Annotated in this window: 17 protein-coding genes; 9 read left to right on the top strand and 8 right to left on the bottom strand. The window is 61.6% G+C overall.

Features of this window, described 5'->3' with window-relative positions; genetic code table 11:
- Window positions 1-169: 169 nt before the first annotated feature.
- From AFK67_RS11500 to AFK67_RS11490, 3 genes are all read right to left on the bottom strand, one after another.
- Entirely contained in the window at window positions 170-2,089 is a 1,920-nt protein-coding gene (locus AFK67_RS11500) for an alpha,alpha-trehalase (RefSeq protein ID WP_038883412.1), read from the bottom strand.
- Window positions 2,090-2,222: 133 nt separating this feature from the next.
- On the bottom strand, window positions 2,223-3,239 hold the full coding sequence (locus AFK67_RS11495) for a LacI family DNA-binding transcriptional regulator (RefSeq protein ID WP_007726388.1): 1,017 nt from the start codon (window positions 3,237-3,239) through the stop codon (window positions 2,223-2,225).
- Window positions 3,236-3,985 carry an MBL fold metallo-hydrolase gene (locus AFK67_RS11490; protein WP_007726389.1) on the bottom strand — a complete coding sequence of 250 codons (750 nt, stop codon included), beginning with the start codon at window positions 3,983-3,985 and terminating at the stop codon, window positions 3,236-3,238. The genes AFK67_RS11495 and AFK67_RS11490 overlap by 4 nt, the downstream gene beginning before the upstream one ends.
- A gap of 155 nt (window positions 3,986-4,140) precedes the next feature.
- On the opposite strand from AFK67_RS11490, the gene AFK67_RS11485 reads away from it, so the two are divergent.
- The 4 genes from AFK67_RS11485 (at window position 4,141) to AFK67_RS11470 (ending at window position 8,046) form a co-directional block, all read left to right on the top strand.
- The gene (locus AFK67_RS11485; RefSeq protein WP_007726390.1) at window positions 4,141-5,118 is read left to right on the top strand and encodes an ABC transporter ATP-binding protein; all 978 of its coding nucleotides are present in this window, start codon (window positions 4,141-4,143) and stop codon (window positions 5,116-5,118) included.
- Window positions 5,119-5,150: 32 nt separating this feature from the next.
- On the top strand, window positions 5,151-6,296 hold the full coding sequence (locus AFK67_RS11480; RefSeq protein ID WP_007726391.1) for an ABC transporter substrate-binding protein: 1,146 nt from the start codon (window positions 5,151-5,153) through the stop codon (window positions 6,294-6,296).
- A gap of 59 nt (window positions 6,297-6,355) precedes the next feature.
- Window positions 6,356-7,189, top strand: coding sequence for an ABC transporter permease (locus tag AFK67_RS11475; protein ID WP_007726392.1), 834 nt, complete (start codon window positions 6,356-6,358; stop codon window positions 7,187-7,189).
- 107 nt (window positions 7,190-7,296) lie between these two features.
- Window positions 7,297-8,046: an ABC transporter permease gene (locus AFK67_RS11470; RefSeq protein ID WP_235047910.1), complete on the top strand. Its 750-nt coding sequence runs from the start codon at window positions 7,297-7,299 to the stop codon at window positions 8,044-8,046.
- A gap of 6 nt (window positions 8,047-8,052) precedes the next feature.
- On the opposite strand, the gene pdxR is transcribed toward AFK67_RS11470, so the two are convergent.
- Complete coding sequence (gene pdxR / locus AFK67_RS11465) at window positions 8,053-9,444, bottom strand: MocR-like pyridoxine biosynthesis transcription factor PdxR (protein ID WP_038883404.1); 1,392 nt, start codon at window positions 9,442-9,444, stop codon at window positions 8,053-8,055.
- Window positions 9,445-9,563: 119 nt separating this feature from the next.
- Here pdxR and AFK67_RS11460 point away from each other — a divergent pair, with 119 nt between their 5' ends.
- From AFK67_RS11460 to AFK67_RS11450, 3 genes are all read left to right on the top strand, one after another.
- Window positions 9,564-10,043 carry a carboxymuconolactone decarboxylase family protein gene (locus tag AFK67_RS11460; RefSeq protein WP_007726400.1) on the top strand — a complete coding sequence of 160 codons (480 nt, stop codon included), beginning with the start codon at window positions 9,564-9,566 and terminating at the stop codon, window positions 10,041-10,043.
- Between the two features lie 256 nt (window positions 10,044-10,299).
- The gene (locus AFK67_RS11455; RefSeq protein ID WP_032967424.1) at window positions 10,300-11,007 is read left to right on the top strand and encodes a phage antirepressor KilAC domain-containing protein; all 708 of its coding nucleotides are present in this window, start codon (window positions 10,300-10,302) and stop codon (window positions 11,005-11,007) included.
- A 192-nt stretch (window positions 11,008-11,199) separates the two neighbouring features.
- Window positions 11,200-12,855, top strand: coding sequence for a DUF6138 family protein (locus tag AFK67_RS11450; protein WP_007728766.1), 1,656 nt, complete (start codon window positions 11,200-11,202; stop codon window positions 12,853-12,855).
- A gap of 6 nt (window positions 12,856-12,861) precedes the next feature.
- Here the strand turns inward: AFK67_RS11450 and AFK67_RS11445 are convergent, their stop codons facing one another.
- Window positions 12,862-13,458, bottom strand: a complete 597-nt coding sequence (locus tag AFK67_RS11445; protein WP_007728765.1) for an NAD(P)H-dependent oxidoreductase — start codon at window positions 13,456-13,458, stop codon at window positions 12,862-12,864.
- A gap of 113 nt (window positions 13,459-13,571) precedes the next feature.
- Here AFK67_RS11445 and AFK67_RS11440 point away from each other — a divergent pair, with 113 nt between their 5' ends.
- The gene (locus tag AFK67_RS11440; RefSeq protein WP_038883407.1) at window positions 13,572-14,159 is read left to right on the top strand and encodes a TetR/AcrR family transcriptional regulator; all 588 of its coding nucleotides are present in this window, start codon (window positions 13,572-13,574) and stop codon (window positions 14,157-14,159) included.
- A 9-nt stretch (window positions 14,160-14,168) separates the two neighbouring features.
- On the opposite strand, the gene AFK67_RS11435 is transcribed toward AFK67_RS11440, so the two are convergent.
- On the bottom strand, window positions 14,169-14,792 hold the full coding sequence (locus AFK67_RS11435; RefSeq protein WP_007728763.1) for a glutathione S-transferase family protein: 624 nt from the start codon (window positions 14,790-14,792) through the stop codon (window positions 14,169-14,171).
- Between the two features lie 95 nt (window positions 14,793-14,887).
- Entirely contained in the window at window positions 14,888-15,397 is a 510-nt protein-coding gene (locus tag AFK67_RS11430) for a MarR family winged helix-turn-helix transcriptional regulator (RefSeq protein WP_007728761.1), read from the bottom strand.
- Between the two features lie 132 nt (window positions 15,398-15,529).
- Here AFK67_RS11430 and AFK67_RS11425 point away from each other — a divergent pair, with 132 nt between their 5' ends.
- Entirely contained in the window at window positions 15,530-16,690 is a 1,161-nt protein-coding gene (locus AFK67_RS11425; protein ID WP_007728759.1) for an MFS transporter, read from the top strand.
- 114 nt (window positions 16,691-16,804) lie between these two features.
- Here AFK67_RS11425 and AFK67_RS11420 read toward each other — a convergent pair whose 3' ends face one another.
- Window positions 16,805-17,473, bottom strand: a complete 669-nt coding sequence (locus AFK67_RS11420; protein ID WP_007728757.1) for a YecA/YgfB family protein — start codon at window positions 17,471-17,473, stop codon at window positions 16,805-16,807.
- Window positions 17,474-17,656: the final 183 nt, after the last annotated feature.

Here is a 17,656-nt window from a genome sequence, read left to right as displayed (position 1 = left end):
CAGAGACGTAACGATATGTAATAAAGAATGCGAATTATTATCGTTAACAACAATGGATTCAACTAGCAAAATTGGCGGGGAGAATATATCCGGTAAAAAACGGCAGGGAAGCGGGTGAAAGAGTAAAAAAAACTGCCCCCGAATGAGGGCAGTGACAGGTGACGTCGGATTACTGTGCCGGAGCCGGAGCCGGAGCCGGAGCGCTGCTGGTCGGCGCGGCCGGGGCGTTAGCTTCGGCAGGCGCAGCCGGTGCCGTGCTCTGCGGCGCGGGGGCGTCTGCTTTCGCAGGGGCGTTCTGCTCCGCAGGTTTACTCAGCATTTTACCGTCCTGCTGCGGCGTAGCGGCATCTGTTTTTGCAGGGGCGTTCTGCTCCGCAGGTTTGCTCAGCATTTTACCGTCCTGAGACGCGGCGCTGGCGCTGCCGGGGCGCGTCTGGGGCACGTTGTCACACGGTTTTTCCGCGCCGCACAGCAGGTCGAGCATTTTCAACGTCACGCCGTTCGTCCAGCCGAAGCCGTCCTGCAGCGGGTACTCACCGCCGCCGCCGCCCGTGCCGGTAGAGGAAACGTCATATTTCTCTACCAGCTTCTGCTCGCGGTCATAGGTGTGCTGCACGTTGGTTAAGAAGCGCCAGGTCACGTCCATCGCCAGATCTTTCTGGCCGTAATTCATCAGGCCCTCGGTCGCGACCCACTGCAGCGGCGCCCAGCCGTTCGGGGCATCCCACTGCTGGCCGGTTTTGACGGTGGTGGTCAGAATACCGCCCGGTTTCAGCAGCTGCGCGCGGGTGGCGGCGGCCACTTTCTCGGCGCGATCCTGCGCCGCCGCTTTCACATACAGCGGGTACAGCGCGGCGGCGGTCAGCTGATCGCGCACCTTGTTAGTTTTCAGATCGTAATCCGCATACCAGCCATGTTTCGCGTTCCACAGATGCGTTTCCATCGCCTGCTGACGCTGGCTTGCGAGCGACTCATAGCGGGTCGCGCCTGCGCTGTCGCCTGCCGCTTTGCTGGCGCGCGCCAGGGTTTTCTCCAGCTGGAACAGCAGGGCGTTGAGATCCACCGGCAGAATGGTCGTGGTGCGAATCGAGCCGAGCTGTTGCGGGTTATCCATCCAGCGCGAGCTGAAATCCCAGCCCGACGCCGCGCCTGCGCGCAGATCGCGGTAGATCTCGGTCGCCGGGCGATCCGGGTTGTTTTTGGCGGTGGTCACGTCGTCAAGCCAGGATTCGGTACGCGGCGCGTCGCGATCGTCCCAGTAGCGGTTCAGCACCGCGCCATCTTTCAGCTTCACCACGCGCTCATGGGCATCGCCCGCCGCGAGGTTGTCGCTGCCTTCCATCCAGTACGCGTACTCTTTTTGCAGCTGCGGCAGATATTTTTTCAGCGTCTCGTCGCCGCCTTCATGGGTCGCCAGCAGTTCCACCATAAACGAGAAGAACGGCGGCTGGGAGCGGCTTAAGTAGTAGCTGCGGTTGCCGTTCGGGATATGGCCCCAGGCGTCAATCTCATGGGCGAAGTTATCGACCATATCCTGCACTTTATCCCAGTGGTCGCTCTCGGCGAGGCCCAGCATGGTGAAATAGGTGTCCCAGTAATAGACCTCGCGAAAGCGTCCGCCCGGCACCACGTAAGGTTTCGGCAGCGGCAGCAGGGAGTCCCACTTGCTGGCGGAATCGGTGGAGCGCGTCAGCACCGGCCACAGTCCGTCGATATGCTCGCGCAGGCTCTGTCCCGCAGGCGGCACATACGCTTCGCCTTTTTGCGGCAGGGTAAAGTTGAGCTCAACGAAGTGGCGTAAATCAAAACCCGACTGGTTACGCTGCATGCGGTAGTCGGCCAGGATCATCAGCGGGTCGCTTTTCGGCACCGCGTCGGCGAAGGTTTTCTGATCGGGGAACAGCTTCGCGCTCTGGACGTCGGTAAACAGCGGGCCGAGGAGTTGATCCGGCGGCTGCGGCGCGGCGCGGTCGGCTGGCGCGTCCTGCGCGCTGGCGGGCAGCGTGGAGAAGGCCAGCAGCGCGCCGCTGAGGGCGACCTGAATGGCGAAAAACAGCGTCCGGGGACGGCGCGTAACGGCTTGTGTCATCAATTCATTCTCCTTAACGGGGTGCAGCGCATACCACTGCGAATCAACCATATGAAAACCTTAGACGAATATTCCCGTTACGAGGGTGCGTAAAGGGGAAATTTCTGTTTTTCGCCTCCGGTTCAGCCCCGGTTTAGATTCTCCGGGGCGAGGTTTGCCGGTGCACCAGCGTCACGGGCACCCATTCGATGCGCGCAGGCGCGTGCGGTTGCCGGGCGCGATCGGCAAGACACGCCAGCGCCTGTGCGGCAAGCGCGGCCACGTCCTGATGCAGCGTAGTAAGCCGGTAGGCGTCATAGGCCGTCTGCGGCGTGTTGTCGAACCCGATCAGATGAAAATCGTGCGGTGCGTTTTTGCCACGCCGCCGCATGCCGTCGAGAAACCCGCAGGCGAGCTGCGCGTTAGCGCAGAAAATCCCGTCCAGCGAGGCGTGGGCGCTGCCCGCCGCCGCAAGGCCGCCCTGGTAGCCTTCTTCCGGCGCGTTAACCAGCGTGGTGTGCGCCTCGCTGACACCACGGGCGACAAGCGCCGCCAGAAACGCCGCGCCGCGCTCAACACCCGCCCAGGTCGAGTGCGGATAGTTAAGCCAGCCGAAGCGGCGACAGCCCGCGTCGCACAGCTGCGCGGCGGCAAGCGCCGCGCCCTGGGCGTTGTCGGAGCAGACCGTGTCCACCCGCGCATGGGTCGCCGGGCGGTTAATGCCCACCACCGGGATTTGATGGCGCACGCAGTCGTCGATAATCGCCTCGGGCGGCTGGCCGGAGGTCACCACTACGCCCGAGACGCGATACTGCATAAAGCGGCGCAGCGTCACCTCAAGCTCTGCCTCGCCGGCGATTTCCGTCACCAGCGCCTGATAGCCGCGCTGCGAAATCGCCTTAATCAGCGCCTCCAGCAGCGCGCTGCGAAACGGGTCGCCGATGCGCGCCACCATCACGCCGATAAGCTGGCTGCGCTGGCGGTTGAGCCCCTGCGCCAGAAAATTGACCTGATATCCAAGCTCTCTGGCGGCGGCCAGCACCCGCGCTTTGGCGTCCGGCGAGATACTGCCGCTGTCGCTGAAGGCGCGGGAGACCACGGCGCGCGACACGCCCGCCCGCGTCGCGACATCCTGCGCCGTTACCGCGCCCCGTGTCTGGCGCGGCTTCACAATGCTCTCCCGATAAGCGCCAGATCGTGTTGCTGGCCATCTTCTACGAGAAACAGCGCCGGGTGGCGCGCGCAGGCGTCGCGGATAGCCGCGATATCCGCCTCCCAGCAATGGTAAAGCCCAAGCGCGGGCAGTTGCAGGCAGTCGCACACCGTCAGGCAGGAGGGGAAATCGCCGTGTGAGGCGTCATCGTCAAGCGCCTGCCACGAGGCGCACTCCTGAAACGCCAGCGTCGTGCCCGCCATCAGCGCCAGACTCTCGGGCGTCGGGCGGCCGTCGCCGCTATAAAACAGCGCCAGACCCTGCGCGTCAATGCGCAGCGCCCGGCACGGAATTTCATGCTGCGTCGGCGCGCTACGGATGCGCCAGTCGCGCCACGGCGTCTGCGTCGTAATATCCTGCCAGTCGATGTCAAAACAGAACGTGGTCTGCGGCCAGACCGCCAGCAGCGCCAGCTGCTGCAACACCGCGCGCTGGGCAGGCTCGCAAAAAATGGTCAGCGGTTTAACGCGCCCGAAACTCTTCCACTGGTTCAGCAGCGGGGCGAGCCCGGCGCAGTGATCCGGGTGGACGTGGGTAAACCAGATAACATCGATGGCGTTAATGTCCGTTTTGCGCTGCCACAGCGCGCGCGGAATAGTCGGGCCGCAATCCACCAGCCACTGCCCGGCACCCTGAATCAGTATTGATGAGGTATTTCGCTGCGTGGCGAACGCGCTGCCGCTGCCGAGCACATCAATTAACATTTCCCACCTCTTTCCCCGCTCGCTTAATTAAATTGTCACAAAGGCGCGACAAAGTAGGTGCCTATCATGTCGGGGCGACGTTGCATTTTTTTTACATCGTAGTGAACACGTGTTCACCGATAAATAAACGTGCCGCCAGAATGCAGGTGAGAGCGATGAGTTATTTACAGATAACGCAGTTAAAAATGGGCTATGGCGATAATACGGTGCTGCACCATATTGATTTATCGGTCAATCGCGGTGAGATGATTGCGCTGCTCGGTTCCTCCGGCTGCGGAAAAACCACGCTGCTAAACGCGCTCTGCGGATTTGTGCCTGTGCAATCCGGTGAGATTATTCTCGCCGGGCGAAATATCACCGCGCTGCCGCCGGAGCAGCGCAATATTATTATGGTGTTCCAGAGTTATGCGTTATGGCCGCATTTTACGGTGGCGCAAAATATTGGCTTTGGATTAACCCTGCGGAAATTACCGAAGGCCGAAATCCAGGCGCAAATAAAAAAGATGCTGGCGCTGGTGAATTTATCCGGCTTTGAAGACCGCAAAATCAGCGCGCTGTCCGGCGGGCAGCGTCAGCGCGTGGCGCTGGCGAGAGCGCTGGCGGTGGAGCCGGATGTGCTCGTGCTCGACGAGCCGCTCTCTAACCTCGACGCCCGTGTGCGCCTGAACGTGCGTCATGAAATCAAAACCCTGCAACAGCGGCTCGGCTTTACCTCGCTTATTGTCACCCACGATCAGGAAGAGGCGCTGGTGATGGCCGACCGCGTGGCGGTGCTTAACCAGGGCCGTATCGAGCAGGTCGGCACGCCGCAGACTATCTGGCAGCAGCCGCAAACGCCGTTTGTGGCCGATTTTATGGGGGCCAACAACCGCATTCGCGCGCAGGCGGGCGAGACGCTCTGTTTTCGCAGCGCCGACGTGGCGATAAGCGCCGCGCCCGGCCACGCGCAGGACGGCGGGCTGACGCTGGCGGGCGTTATCGAGCAGAGTGCGTTTATGGGGCATCTGTATCGCCACAGCGTGCGCATCGACAGTCATCTTCTCCAGGCGGACAGCCCGCAGAGCTGGCCCGTCAACGCCGCCGTGGCGCTGCATGTGCCAGCCCACGCGCTGCACCGTTTTAACCAGCCTTAGTTCTCTTTTACTCACACAGTCAGGGGTATTTCATGTTTGCTAAAACTCACATCGCGCTGTGCGCGACGCTTTCGTTCGGCTTGCTTGCCAGCGCGCAGGCGGAAACGGTGCTGAACGTGGCGACGGCGGGCGATCAGAATATGGTCGATTACGTTAAAACCTTTCTCGCGCCGCGCTTCGAGGCGAGCCACCCTGACGTAAAAATCCGGGTGGTCGGCACCGGGCCGGGGGATGCGGGCTCCAATAAAATCATCGAGAAGCTGACCGCCCAGCAGCAGAGCGGGGCGGCGCAGTGGGATATCGACGTCGCGGTCGTCCATCAGAAAGCAGGCGGCGAGCTCGTCGAAAAGGGGCTACTGGCGAAATTCCGCGACCAGATCCCGACCGGTAAAATGGTCTCGCAGGCGAGCGCGCGCAACGCGCTGGGCGTGGATGTCGACGGCTACGTGATGCCGATGTTCCTGAGCCAGACGGCGCTGGCGTACAACAGCGAGCTGGTGAAAACGCCGCCCGCCTCGTATGACGAACTGGTGCAATGGACGCAGAAAAACCCGAAGGCGTTTGGCTATAACGGCATCAAAAACGGCATGTCCGGCGTGAGCTTCGTGGTGGGCTGGATCTACGCCTATGGCACCGACGCCGCGCGTCTCGGTGCACAGCCCTATGACAAAAGCGTCGAGAAACGCTGGGGGCCCGCGTTTGAAAAACTCAAAGCCTTTAACCAGAACGTGACGTTCACGCCGGGCAACGCCGGTACGCTCGACATGTTAAGCCGCGGCGAAATCGCCATGGGCCCGGTATGGGTGGATATGTTCTACAGCTGGAAAGATCAGGGCAAAGTGCCGCCGTCGCTGAAGCTTGCGCTGATTGCGCCGGGGATGCCGGGCCAGCCGATGTACTACGTGGTCCCGGCGCACGCGGCCCAGGCGAAGCTCGCGCAGGATTTTATCGCGCTGGCGACCAGCCCCGAGGTGCAGGCGCAGGGCATTGTGAAGCAGTTTAACTGGTATCCGGGCATCGACGCGCAGTACGTCAAAGCTCAGCTCGACGCGCCGACCTGGCAGAAACTGTTCGCCGAAATCTCGCCGCAGACGCTTGCGAACTACGGCAAGAGCTTCCCGATTGCCCCGTACTTTGACGACATCAAAGAGGGCTACGAGCGCCAGGTGTCGAACTGATCCCGCGCGCCCGACACGCGCGTCGGGCGCTGTTATTGTGACTTTTCGGGAATAGCCTGATGAGACCATCCCTTCGTTACGGCCTGCTGGTGGCGCCTGCCGCGCTGCTCACTGCCGTCCTGTTTTTATATCCGCTGGGCTTCTCGCTGGTGTCGGCGTTTGTCAACGACGCCTCAGGGTTGACCCTGGCGCACTTTCGTAAAGTGATTGACCTCTACTCGCAGGATATTCTGTTCTCGCTCGCCATTGTGCTGGTGTCGGTCATTCTGCTGGCGGTTATCGCCGTGACGCTCTCCGGCGTCATCGTGCTTTCGCCATACCCGTTTCTGGCGCGCGCGTTCGGGCTGCTCTACCGCCTGCCGCTGTTCATTCCGTTTATCGTGACGGCGCAGATGATGCGCACGTTTCTCGCCAAAAACGGCCTGATGAATAACGCGCTGGTGGCGGGCGGCCTGCTGACGCCGCTTGAGACCGTCTCGTGGCTTGGCTGGAAGGGCATCATTATTACGTTCGTCTGGAAGCAGATGGCGTTTGTCACGCTCCTGACCTGCGGCGCGATGGCGGCGATTGAGCCCGCGCAGATCCAGGCGGCGAAAAACCTCGGTGCGTCGCGTCTGCGCATCCTCTTGCAGGTGCTCCTGCCCCAGGCGATGCCGACGCTCGGCGTGGCGCTGGTGCTCTCCACCGTCACGATGCTCTCGGTCCTGTCGGTGCCGCTGATGATAGGCACCGGCACGCCTACCATGATGACCGTCGATATGGCGTTTCGCGTCAGTTCTTACGGCGACTATCACGTCGCGAACGCGCTCGGGGTCATCTCGTACCTGATTTGCGCCGCGCTATCGTGGTTTTATCTGCGCCATACGCTGAAAGAGAAAGGAGTCCACGCATGAGCCCGATAGTGGAAAATCGCGCGCTGACGCCCACGCGCGCCTTTAATCTGACGCCGTTTCGCGCGGGCTTCTTCTGGCAGACGCTGCTGCTGGTGCTCCTGCTGCTGATGCTGCTGGGCCCGGTGCTGAACCTGCTTATCTGGACCGTGGCGGAGCGCTGGTACTTTCCGCACACGCTGCCCGACGTGTGGGGGATGAAATACTGGTCGCAGGTGTTCAGCCCCTACAGCGACGTAGGGGGATCGCTGTTCACCAGTATCGTCATTGCGCTGCTCACCGTGGGGGTGTGCCTCGCGGTGGCGGTGCCCGCCGGCTACGCGCTCTCCCGCAAGGCGATGCCGCTGCGCTTTTTCTTTATGCTGCTGTTTTTGATCCCGCAGGCGTTTCCGGGGCTCACGGTCTATATGAACGTGGCGCGGCTCTTTTATCAGTGGGGGCTTAACGGGACGGTGGCGAGCGTGGTGCTGGTGCACAGCGTTCACGGCATGATGTACGCCATCTGGATAAGCGTGGCGGCCTTCAGCAGCGTCGACCCGCAGCTTGCCCGCGCCGCGCGCAATCTCGGCGCGAGCGCGACGTACACCTTCCTGCGCATCGTGCTGCCGCAGGCGGCGCCGGGCATTATCGCCGCCAGCATTTTCGTGTTTCTTGAATCACTGGATGAGTTTACCGGCGCGTTTTTTGTCGGCGCGCCGGATCTCAGCACGCTGCCGCTGCTGCTCTATAACGCCAGTATGTCGGGCAACTATCAGGTGTCTTCGATCACGGCGCTGATCCTGCTGCTCCCGTCAGTGGTCTTTATGCTGGTGGTTAACCGGTTCATGCACCCGGAGATGCTCTCGAAGCTCGGCAAATAGCCGCGTTCAGCGCACACCGGAGAGTAGCGCGCGGGTGTCTGCCGCCGCGCGGGTCAGGAGCGCCAGCGCCTCGTCGTAAGAGCGAAGGTTGGTATAGCCGATGATCAACCCGTAGCGTTTGTCGGGCAGCAGATACCAGGGCGAGAGGGCGCTCACCTGCAACTGGTGCTGATGCCAGACGCGGGCGAGCGCCTCGTCGCAGGTGGCCGTGGTGAGATACGCCACCACATGCATGCCGCCATCCTCAAGCGGCGTGGCAAACACGCCGGGAAAGACCGCGTGCAGCGCGCGGATCGCTATCTCACGCCGCCGGGCGTAGAGCGCGCGCATTTTTTTCAGGTGCGTATAGAAATCGCCGCCGCTTAAAAACGCCGCGAGGATTTTCTGCATCAGCAGCGGCTGGCCGCCGCAGAGCAGCGCGCCGCTGTCCAGAAAGGCGTGACGCGCCGCGCGCGGCATCACCAGATACCCGATGCGCACCGAGGGCATGATGGTCTTGCTGAAGGTGCCGATGTAAATCACGCGGTCATCGGTATCCAGGCTTTTGAGCGACGGCAGCACATTACGCGTGTAGTGAAACTCGCCGTCGTAGTCATCCTCGACAATCCACGCGTTATGCGCTGACGCCCAGGCCAGCAACTGCTGTTTGCGCGGCAGCGACAGCGTGACGCCAAGCGGACTGTGGTGCGACGGCGTGACAATGGCGAGCCGGGCGTTCGGGCAGTGGCGTTGCAGATGCGCCACCTGCATGCCTTCATCATCCACCGGCACCGGATGCAGCGCGGGCGCGAGGGTTTTCAGCAGCCGCTGGCCCATAAAATAGCCGGGCTCCTCCAGCGCCACGCTCTCACCGGGGCCCAGCAGGGCCTGGAGCGTCAGCAGCAGGTTGCCGCGATAGCCGCTGGTGATGAAAATATCGTCGGCGGTACAGGTGACGCCGCGCGATATCGTCAGGTAGCTGGCGATGGCCGCGCGCAGCGGCGCATAGCCCGCGACCGGCGGGTTGACCATCTCTTCCGGGCGCATGGCGCGCGTCGCGCGGGCGCACAGCAGCAGCCATTTCTTGTTGGGAAAGCGGTCCAGCGACGGAATGCCGGGGCGCAGATAGCCTTCGCTTTCGCAAGCGAGCGGGCCGCCCTCGTGGACGGCGACAGGGGCGTTGTCGGCGAGGCGCGGCACGGGCGTCAGCGCCGGGTTGACGCAGGTGCCCTGCGGCCCGCGGCTCACCAGATAGCCTTCACCCACCAGCACGGCATACGCCGCCTCGACGGTTTTCTTCGCAACCTGCAACTCCTGCGCCAGCAGACGGATAGACGGCACCCGGTCGCCCGGTTTCAGTACGCCGTCATGGATGTTCTGGCGGTAACGCTGGTAAATCTCGCGATAGCCTGGCTTCATGTCCTGCCTCGATTCCTCATTGTTGACCCTTTTTACTATGTCATAGCGCCGTAAGATAGCCGGGAAATCCCGACGCACTCCACAGGAGAGTGCATTTTATTGTGACGTAAGGAGTCTCCATGAGTACGCGCGTAAACCATTACCAGGCCGCTCCGGCGCTGGTCAACACGCTGATGAACGCCAGTGCGGCGCTGAAAAAAAGCAGCCTGACGCCGACACTCAAGCATCTGATTGACCTTCGCGCGTCGCAGCTTAACGGCTGCGCGTTCTGTGTCGATATGCACTGTAAAGAGGCGAGAATGGCGGGCGAGCGCGAGCTGCGCCTGCACCATGTGGCGGTGTGGCGCGAGTCGCCGCTCTTCAGCGCGCGGGAAAAAGCGGCGCTGGCCTTAACCGAGGCGCTGACGCATATCGACAAAACGGGCGTCAGCGACGCGCTGTATCAGGAAGCCCGCGAGCATTTTACTGAAGCGCAGATTGCCGAAATCGCCTTTGCGATTGCCATCATCAATAGCTGGAACCGTCTGCAATTAGTCTCGCAAATGGCACCCGGCAGCCAGGACGCCGCGTTCGGTCTCGACCGCGCCGGGCTCGAATAACCCCGATTTTCTCTGCTGAAAGCCCGCCGATGCGGGCTTTTTTTATGGGCGCGACGGGAGCGCAAACCGACGCGCGTTACAGAAAAGCTTGTTTTTTAAACACATAGCAGACCTCTTTGCGCAACCCGCGCCACGCCTGACACTTAAGTAAAACCGATTAAAAAATCTACTGGATATTTAACCAGGTGCCTGTATACTATTTCTACAAAGCACCAGGTGTTGTTGTAATTGAGTCAGTGAATGAGTGGTGAAACCTATGATGATTCCGCTGGAAAATCTTAATGCTCAGGATCAATCGGTCACAATGAGCAGCCGTGAAATCGCGACGTTGACAGGTATTGCCCACAGTGAAGTGAAGCGCATGATTAAAAGCCTGGAAACGGCGCAGCGCCTGTCCCAGCCCATCGGCATTAATTTGTACGAGCGGGACGGGGAGATGCGTCAGGAGTTTTTGTTAAATAAACGCGACTCGCTGTTGACGGTCGCCCGCATTTCGCCGGCCTTTACCGCCGAAATGCTCGATCGCTGGCAGGAGCGTGAACGCAACGCCAGCCTGCCGGATTTTACCAACCCGGCCGCCGCCGCGCGCGCCTGGGCCGAGCAGTATGAAAAGCGTCAGCGGGCGGAGCAGCAGCTGGCTCTCTTCGCCCCTAAAGCCGAGTTCTTCGACCGTTTCGTGCAGGTTGAAGAGTCGCTGGGCTTTCGCCAGCTGTGCAAAATGCTCAAGGTGAAGGAGCCGGAATTCCGCCAGTTCCTGCTGGAGCGCAACATTATGCAGCGCGCTAATGGCACGCTGGTGCCGCAGCACCATCACCTGCAGGCGGGGTACTTTACGCTGCGTTCAGGCGTCGGCGAAAACCTGCATACGTTCTCCCAACCGCGCTTTACGGCGCGCGGCGTGAAATGGGTGGCGAGCCTGTGGGCTGCGCACCTTGCCGCACAAACCAGCGGCGCGGCGGCCTGACGGCCCGGCGTCGCGCTGCCGCCCGGCGTTGCACGGCGGCCGTCCTGAGCCTGCGTTACCCGCAGGCAGGGCGGCAGGCTGCGACGCGCCGGGTGTTGTTTTTATTCTCTTCTTTGCTCCCACCAGATCCCGCACTTGAGCGCCACGCGCGCGCCGCGTATAACCCTCGCAACTGTCTGAAAGGATAATGCGATGTCTGTTTTTGCCCCGTTACGCGTCGAGCAGGCGCTCACGCTGATTAACCGCTGGTTCGACGACACCACGGAACGCTTTACGTCGCCCGACGCGCCACCCGATCATCCGCTGCGCGCGGGCGACTATTCGCTGATGCTGAATGTTGAGTCGCGTCGGGTCACGCTGGAGGAGAGGTTCGAGGAAGACGCTGATGACGATCCGGGCGGATGGCACGGCGCGCTGTCGCCCGATGAGGTGCGCGTCGACTGGCTCGCGCCGCTGACAGCGCTTATCGGGGCGAGGCTTGATACGCTGCGCCGCGAGACGTCCTTCCGCGCCTGGCGCTTCCACGTTGACGCGCGTTTCGCCACGTGCGAAGGGCGGGTGCAGGCCACGCTGTTTGAGCAGCGCGACGCGCAGCATATCGACGCGCTGCACCAGGCAATGCAGGATCATCAGCGCGACGTACTGACTCACGGCGACGCGCCGACCGAGCCGACCTCCACGTTCTTTTATTGCGGCAACGCGCTAAATCGCGAGCTTTACCCGCAGCCTGACATTCCGGCGCTGCTGCGCGATTGCGAGCGCATCCAGCAGCTGAACCAGGGCTGCGCCGCGCTGACCGAACATCGCCACTGGATAGCGTATCTGCTAAGCAATTATGTGGAGCGCGAGTGTCTGCCGCGCTGGTTTACGGCGCAGGAGACGCCCTGGCGGGAGCGTCAGTATCAGCGCAGGCCCGATGCGCCGCCGCCGACGGCAGACGAAACGGCGCTGTTGCTCTACACCGCGCTGATTATCCTGCGTTTTGAGCCGTCATACAGCAAATCCAGAGGGCTGCAATTCCTGACGCTGGCGCAGCAGCTCGGCATTAAAAAAGCCGCCGCGTACCTGAAAACCGGCACCGGCGCGCTGGCGCAGGATGTCGTGACTTTTGAGAGCGAGCAGGTGAGCTGTGCGGCTAACGATGTACTGGCGCGGGTGACGGTGCATATCCGCGAGGAGTCCGCCGCGGCGTATACGCAGGCGCTGGCGTTTCTGTGTCGCCTGCTGGCGGACGACTTCCCGCGCAGCTATGCCCTTAAGCTGAAGTCTGGCGTCAGGGAATGGCTGCCGATCAAGGGCCTTGCGCGCAACGACACGCACCGGTTTTTCGCCAACGCCCTGACGTATGAAGCCTGCCACCCGGCGCTTGAACGTTATGCGCGCGCGGCGATGCGCCAGTATGAGTGGTACGCCGATGCCGGGGCGGAGAAATGCTGTATGCCGGGCAGCTACGCCGTTTTCGGCCTGGCGCTGGCAGGCGAGGCGTATTTCCCGCTGCTGGCGGACACTATGGCGTTGGTCGATGACGAGCATCAGTCGGTGCAGGATAGCTTTATCAAAGCCTTGATGGCGCGCTATACGCTGAATGCGCAGACGGCACCGGCGCTGGTGGCATGCCTGCGCGTCGCCACCGACGCGCTAAAGCTAAAACGCCCGCCGACGGATGACGCCGGGACGCTGCGCGCGCTGGCGGCGGCGCTTTGCGATATGCCGTCTGATGAGGTTTACACGGTGCTGTTCCGGCTGTGGGGTAAGCCGGAGCCGCTCGCGAAGCGGGCGGCGAAAGCCAGCGGCGAGACCGGCGCGCTCTGGCAGGCATTGCTGGACGCTGCCGGTCTCAGGGCGTAACGCGCGTTACGCCTGAGTGGTAAAGATCTGCGTGCCGAGCGTGCGCGCGCGGTCTATCGCGGCGGCAGGCGCGCTGAGCTCCGGCAGGAACAGGATCTCATTGCTGACCACCGGCGCGCCGCAGAAGTCGAAAATCCCGTGGGCGATTTGCGTGTGGTACGCCTGGCGGTAATCATGTTTCTCGTACGTTTTGCGATCCGCGCCGCCGATGCCGACAAGATGCACCGGCAGGTGCCCCAGCTTTTTCACGATCCCGCCCTCCGGCCGCTCTTCATACGCCCAGCCATTGGCAAAGACGCGATCGATCCAGCCTTTCAGCAGCCCCGGCATCGACCACCAGTAGACCGGGTAAACCAGCACCAGCGCGTCGGCGTCATCGAGGCGCGCCTGTTCTTTGGCGACGTCCGGCGGTACCGGCGCGGTTTGCATAAACGCCGCGTAGTCGGCCTCGTTAAACACCGGATTAAAGCCCTCGCGGGTCAGGTCGGCAATCTGCGCGGTGTGGTGCGCGCTGGCGGCGCTGACGCCTTCGGCGAGCGCGTGCGCGACGCTGTGGGTCAGCGATTGCGCTGACGGATGGGAAACCACTATTAATGCGTGCATGTTCACTCCTCCTGCGTTGCCATCGGGCGGCAATGGACGTAATCTGATATACCAAAGGTAACCTACCATTAGTAAGTTACTTTTAGTAGGTTATTCTGTCAAGGAGAATACGCATGTCCGATACCCGCACGCGCACGCGGCTCAGCCGCGAGGAGCGCAATACCCAATTAATGACGGTTGCCTGGGAAATTATTCGCGAGGAGGGCACCGAGGCGCTGACGCTCGGCAGGCTCGCGGAGCGGGCGGGCGTCACCAAACCGGTGGTATACGATCATTTCACCAGCCGCTCCGGCCTGCTGGCGGCGCTCTATCGCGAGTATGACGTGCGCCAGACCCGCAAACTGGACGAGGCGATTGCGCGCACCGCGCCAGAGCTGACGCCGCTTGCGACTGTTATTGCCGATGCGTACATCGAGTGCGTGCTGTTGCAGGGCCGTGAAATGCCAAACGTGATGGCGGCGCTCTCCGGCACGCCGGAGCTGGAAAAACTGCGCCAGGAGTACGCCTTTGAGTTTACCGCCAAATGCCGCGCGCTGTTCGCGCCGTTTCGCGCGCAGGGGGCGCTGCGCGACGCCGCGCTGTGGTCGATGTTCGGTGCCGCCGAAGGGCTTTCGTGGGCGGTCGCTATCGGCGCGATTGACGCCAGCGCGGCGAAAGCGGAATTGCGCGACGCGATAGTCGGCATGGTGGAGAGAGCGTAACGGCGCGCCTTATACCATTCCGTTATTCCCGTGACGCAAAAAGGCGGGCCGCCGGTTGAGCCTGGCAAACCAGGCGTCAATGGCGGGGACGTCAGGGTGGGTAAAGGGCGTCATTTTCCAGCGGTTAACGGATAACCCGATGACAATATCGGCAAGCGTAAAGGTCTCTCCGGTCATCCACGCACCGGTAGCGCGCAGTTGCTGTTCAACAATTTCAATACACTGGTTCCAGGCGATAATGCCCTGAGCGATGGCGTTTTCATCGTTATACGCCGGGTTTTTACGCGCCAGCGCAGGAAACACATAGCGCCACGCGTTGTTGAACTCCGTCGCCTGCCAGTCCATCCAGTGTTCCACGCTCGCCGCAGCCTGCGGTTCGCCAGGGAGAAGATCGTTCCGGCAAGCCTTACGCGCCACGTAGCGACAAATCGAATTAGACTCCCACAACACGAACCCCTCATCGATAAGCACCGGCACCAGCGCATTCGGGTTGAGCGCCTTAAACGCGGCGGTCTGCGTCGGGGCAAAGCCGCTGCCGTAATCTTCCTGCAGATAATCAACACCCGCCTCTTCACACGTCCAGAGGACTTTACGCACGTTTATCGACGTTTTTTTACCGAGTATTTTTAGCATTTCCCTGTTCTCTGTGCGTGGAATGAATAAGCGCAAGGCAACATTATCAGCCAATGAAAAGCCGATATGACGCCTGCCCGTTGGGAATTTCAGTTTTACGCGTTCTCCGCCCTGGTTTCCGCCGGGAAGGTGAGCAATAACGTTCGTAACAGCGATTCCAGCTGCTGGCGTTCAGGCCCCGATAAAGGTTGCAGTATCGATTCCTGCGTCGCGGTATGAACGACCAGCGCCGCTTCGATACGCTCACGGCCCGTGGCGGTGAGGCTCACCAGCGTGCTGCGCTTATCGTCAGGGTCGGTAAGGCGGGCAATGAGCCCCTGCTGTTCAAGATGATTCAGGCGATGGGTCATGGCGCCAGAGGTGACCAGCAGCGAGGTATAAAGCTGAGTGGGCGACAGGCAATAGGGTTCACCGGCGCGGCGCAGGGTGGCAAGCACGTCGAACTCGCCGTCGCGAAAGCCGAACGGCGCCAACGCGCTGGCTCGCGCTTTGCCAAGATGCTTAATGAGCCGCAGCATTCTCCCGAAAATTTTCATCGACGACGCATCCAGTTCAGGCATCGCGCGGTGCCACTGGCCGATAACAACATCTACATGGTCTTTCATTTCTACCCCTGATGATGTGGGAATTTGTCGCGTTGTGCGGTACATCTTACACCAGTCCGCATTTTATCTTAACGTTAAGATAAATGCCCGCGGCACCGTGCCGGGGCGGCCACGGCTTATAAGGAGCATGTTGTGAAACGCATCGCCTCATCGCCTTTGCTCTTCGCTTTTATCGCGTTTATGGTCGGGCTGAATCTGCGCCCCATTCTGGCGTCCATCGGGCCGCTGTTTACTGTGCTGCAGCGCGAAGTGGGGCTATCCGCCACAGCGTTTAGCCTGCTGACGACGCTGCCGGTCGCGATGATGGGCGTGGCCGCCTTCAGCGGGCCGTGGCTGCTGGCGAGAGCCGGAGCGGTACGCGGCATCCTGGCCGCTCTTTTTCTCTTATTCATTGCCTGTATCGTGCGGGGGTTTACGGCGTCGCTGACGGGGCTGATGATCACCGCCCTGGCAGGCGGAGCCAGTATCGGCATGATTCAGGCGTTAATGCCTGCCCTGATTAAAAAAAGGTATGCGGCCTCGGCCAGCACGTTTATGTCGTTATTCAGCACCGGCATTATGGCGGGCGCCGCGCTCGCCGCCGCCAGCGCCGAGCCGCTTTTTTCACGGCTGGGGCTGCAACCTGCGCTGGCCACCGCAGGCGCGTTAGCGCTGCTGGCATGGCTGATGTGGCTGCCGCTGGCGAGAAATCGCCCGCAGCAAAACATCGCCCTGCAAAAGGGCTCGCCCGCCACGCCCCGTACCGGGTGGCTGCTGCTGTTTTTTGGGATTGGCACCGGAGCCTACACGCTGGTGCTGGCCTGGCTGCCGCCTCTCTACATTCAGGCCGGCTGGAGCGCGCGCAGCAGCGGCTATATGCTGGCCTGGCTCACGTTAACGGAAGTGGTCGCCGGGTTTGCGGTTTCCGCGCTGATCCATCGCTTCCCCGACCGCCGCCTTCCGCTGTTCGTCGTTTTACTGGCGCTGCTGGCCGGATTGCTGTGTCTCGTGTTTGCGCCGGGGACGACGCCGGTACTGTCAACGCTGCTGCTGGGCACCGGCATCGGGGCGCTGTTCCCGCTCTCGCTGATTGTCACTTTTGATAACGCGCGCACGCCTGCCGAGGCAGGCAAACTGTTGTCGAGAGTGCAGGGTGGCGGGTATATGATTGCCGCGCTTATGCCGCTGATTGCCGGGCTCGTGCGTGACAGCCACGTCTCTTTAACGGCCGCGTGGCTGGTGATGAGCGCAGGCGTAGTGGTGTTGATGCTGATAGCCATGACGTTTAAACCCGCCGGCGTCGCGGCGAGCTGAAAAGCCACGGGCTAACGGGCATCGTCACGAAGAGAAAAACGGTAGGTTGACGCGCAACAACGCGGGGCGCTGATCCGCCCCTTCTAAAATAATGCGCCCGCAGGCGCATCATATTTAGTGCAGGCAGCAGTGCTTATATTTTTTGCCGCTGCCGCAAAAGCAGGGATCGTTGCGTCCGGGTTTCTGGTCGGCCACCAGCGGCTGCTGCGGCTCCTGGATTGCGTCCGGCTGGGCAATCCAGTAGTCGTGCAGCGCCAGGGCCGCAGGGCGGATCGCCGCAAAGCGCTCTTCCAGCTCTTCAGGTGAAAGCGCCTCCAACTGCGGGAAGTTTTCTTCCTTGCCGTGCAGGGCGATGGCGTCCAGCGCGGGCTGTAAAGATGCAGGCAGTGATGACCAGTCGCTCAGCGCCACGCCGCGCATATAGCCAAAGCACCACTCTTCCACCACGGTGAACTCCTGGCCTTCGGTCTCGCGCACGCCAAACAGCGGATCAAACTGCTCCGGGAACTCCGCGAGGCGGTCGGCGATATCATTCATATGCTGGAAGCACAGCGACATAAAGCGGTTCATCTCACGCTCGTTGCTCCAGCGCGGAATACGGTTTTGTCCGCCCCAGAGCGCGACCAGCCATTCGCTCGGTTCAATGCTGCGCGGGCCGGAAAGCACGGCGGTCAGCAGGCCATCCAGCTCGGCGACGTCAACAATCGACGCCTCGCTGCCATATTTTTCCAGCATATCGTCAAGCCATTGCAGCTCTTTCTCGGTCAATGGGCCTTCGTTCATACTGTTGCCTCCGGGGCGCTTAGGTAAAAGAGCGCAGCAGTGTACACGCTTTTCACCTGAGCTTAGTCATAAATCTGGTCGCCCGGGAGAAAACGCGTCTGCGCGGCGAAAGAGCCGCAACGCCTGAACGCCAGTAACGGCTCCGGGCTTACACTAATGAGAATAACAACCGGTTATTTATTT

Origin of the sequence: Cronobacter dublinensis subsp. dublinensis LMG 23823, from assembly GCF_001277235.1 — a bacterium.
In the GTDB taxonomy this organism is placed as follows: domain Bacteria; phylum Pseudomonadota; class Gammaproteobacteria; order Enterobacterales; family Enterobacteriaceae; genus Cronobacter; species Cronobacter dublinensis.
Note: the sequence above shows the minus strand (reverse complement) of the source record. Positions and strands in the feature narration are given on the sequence as shown.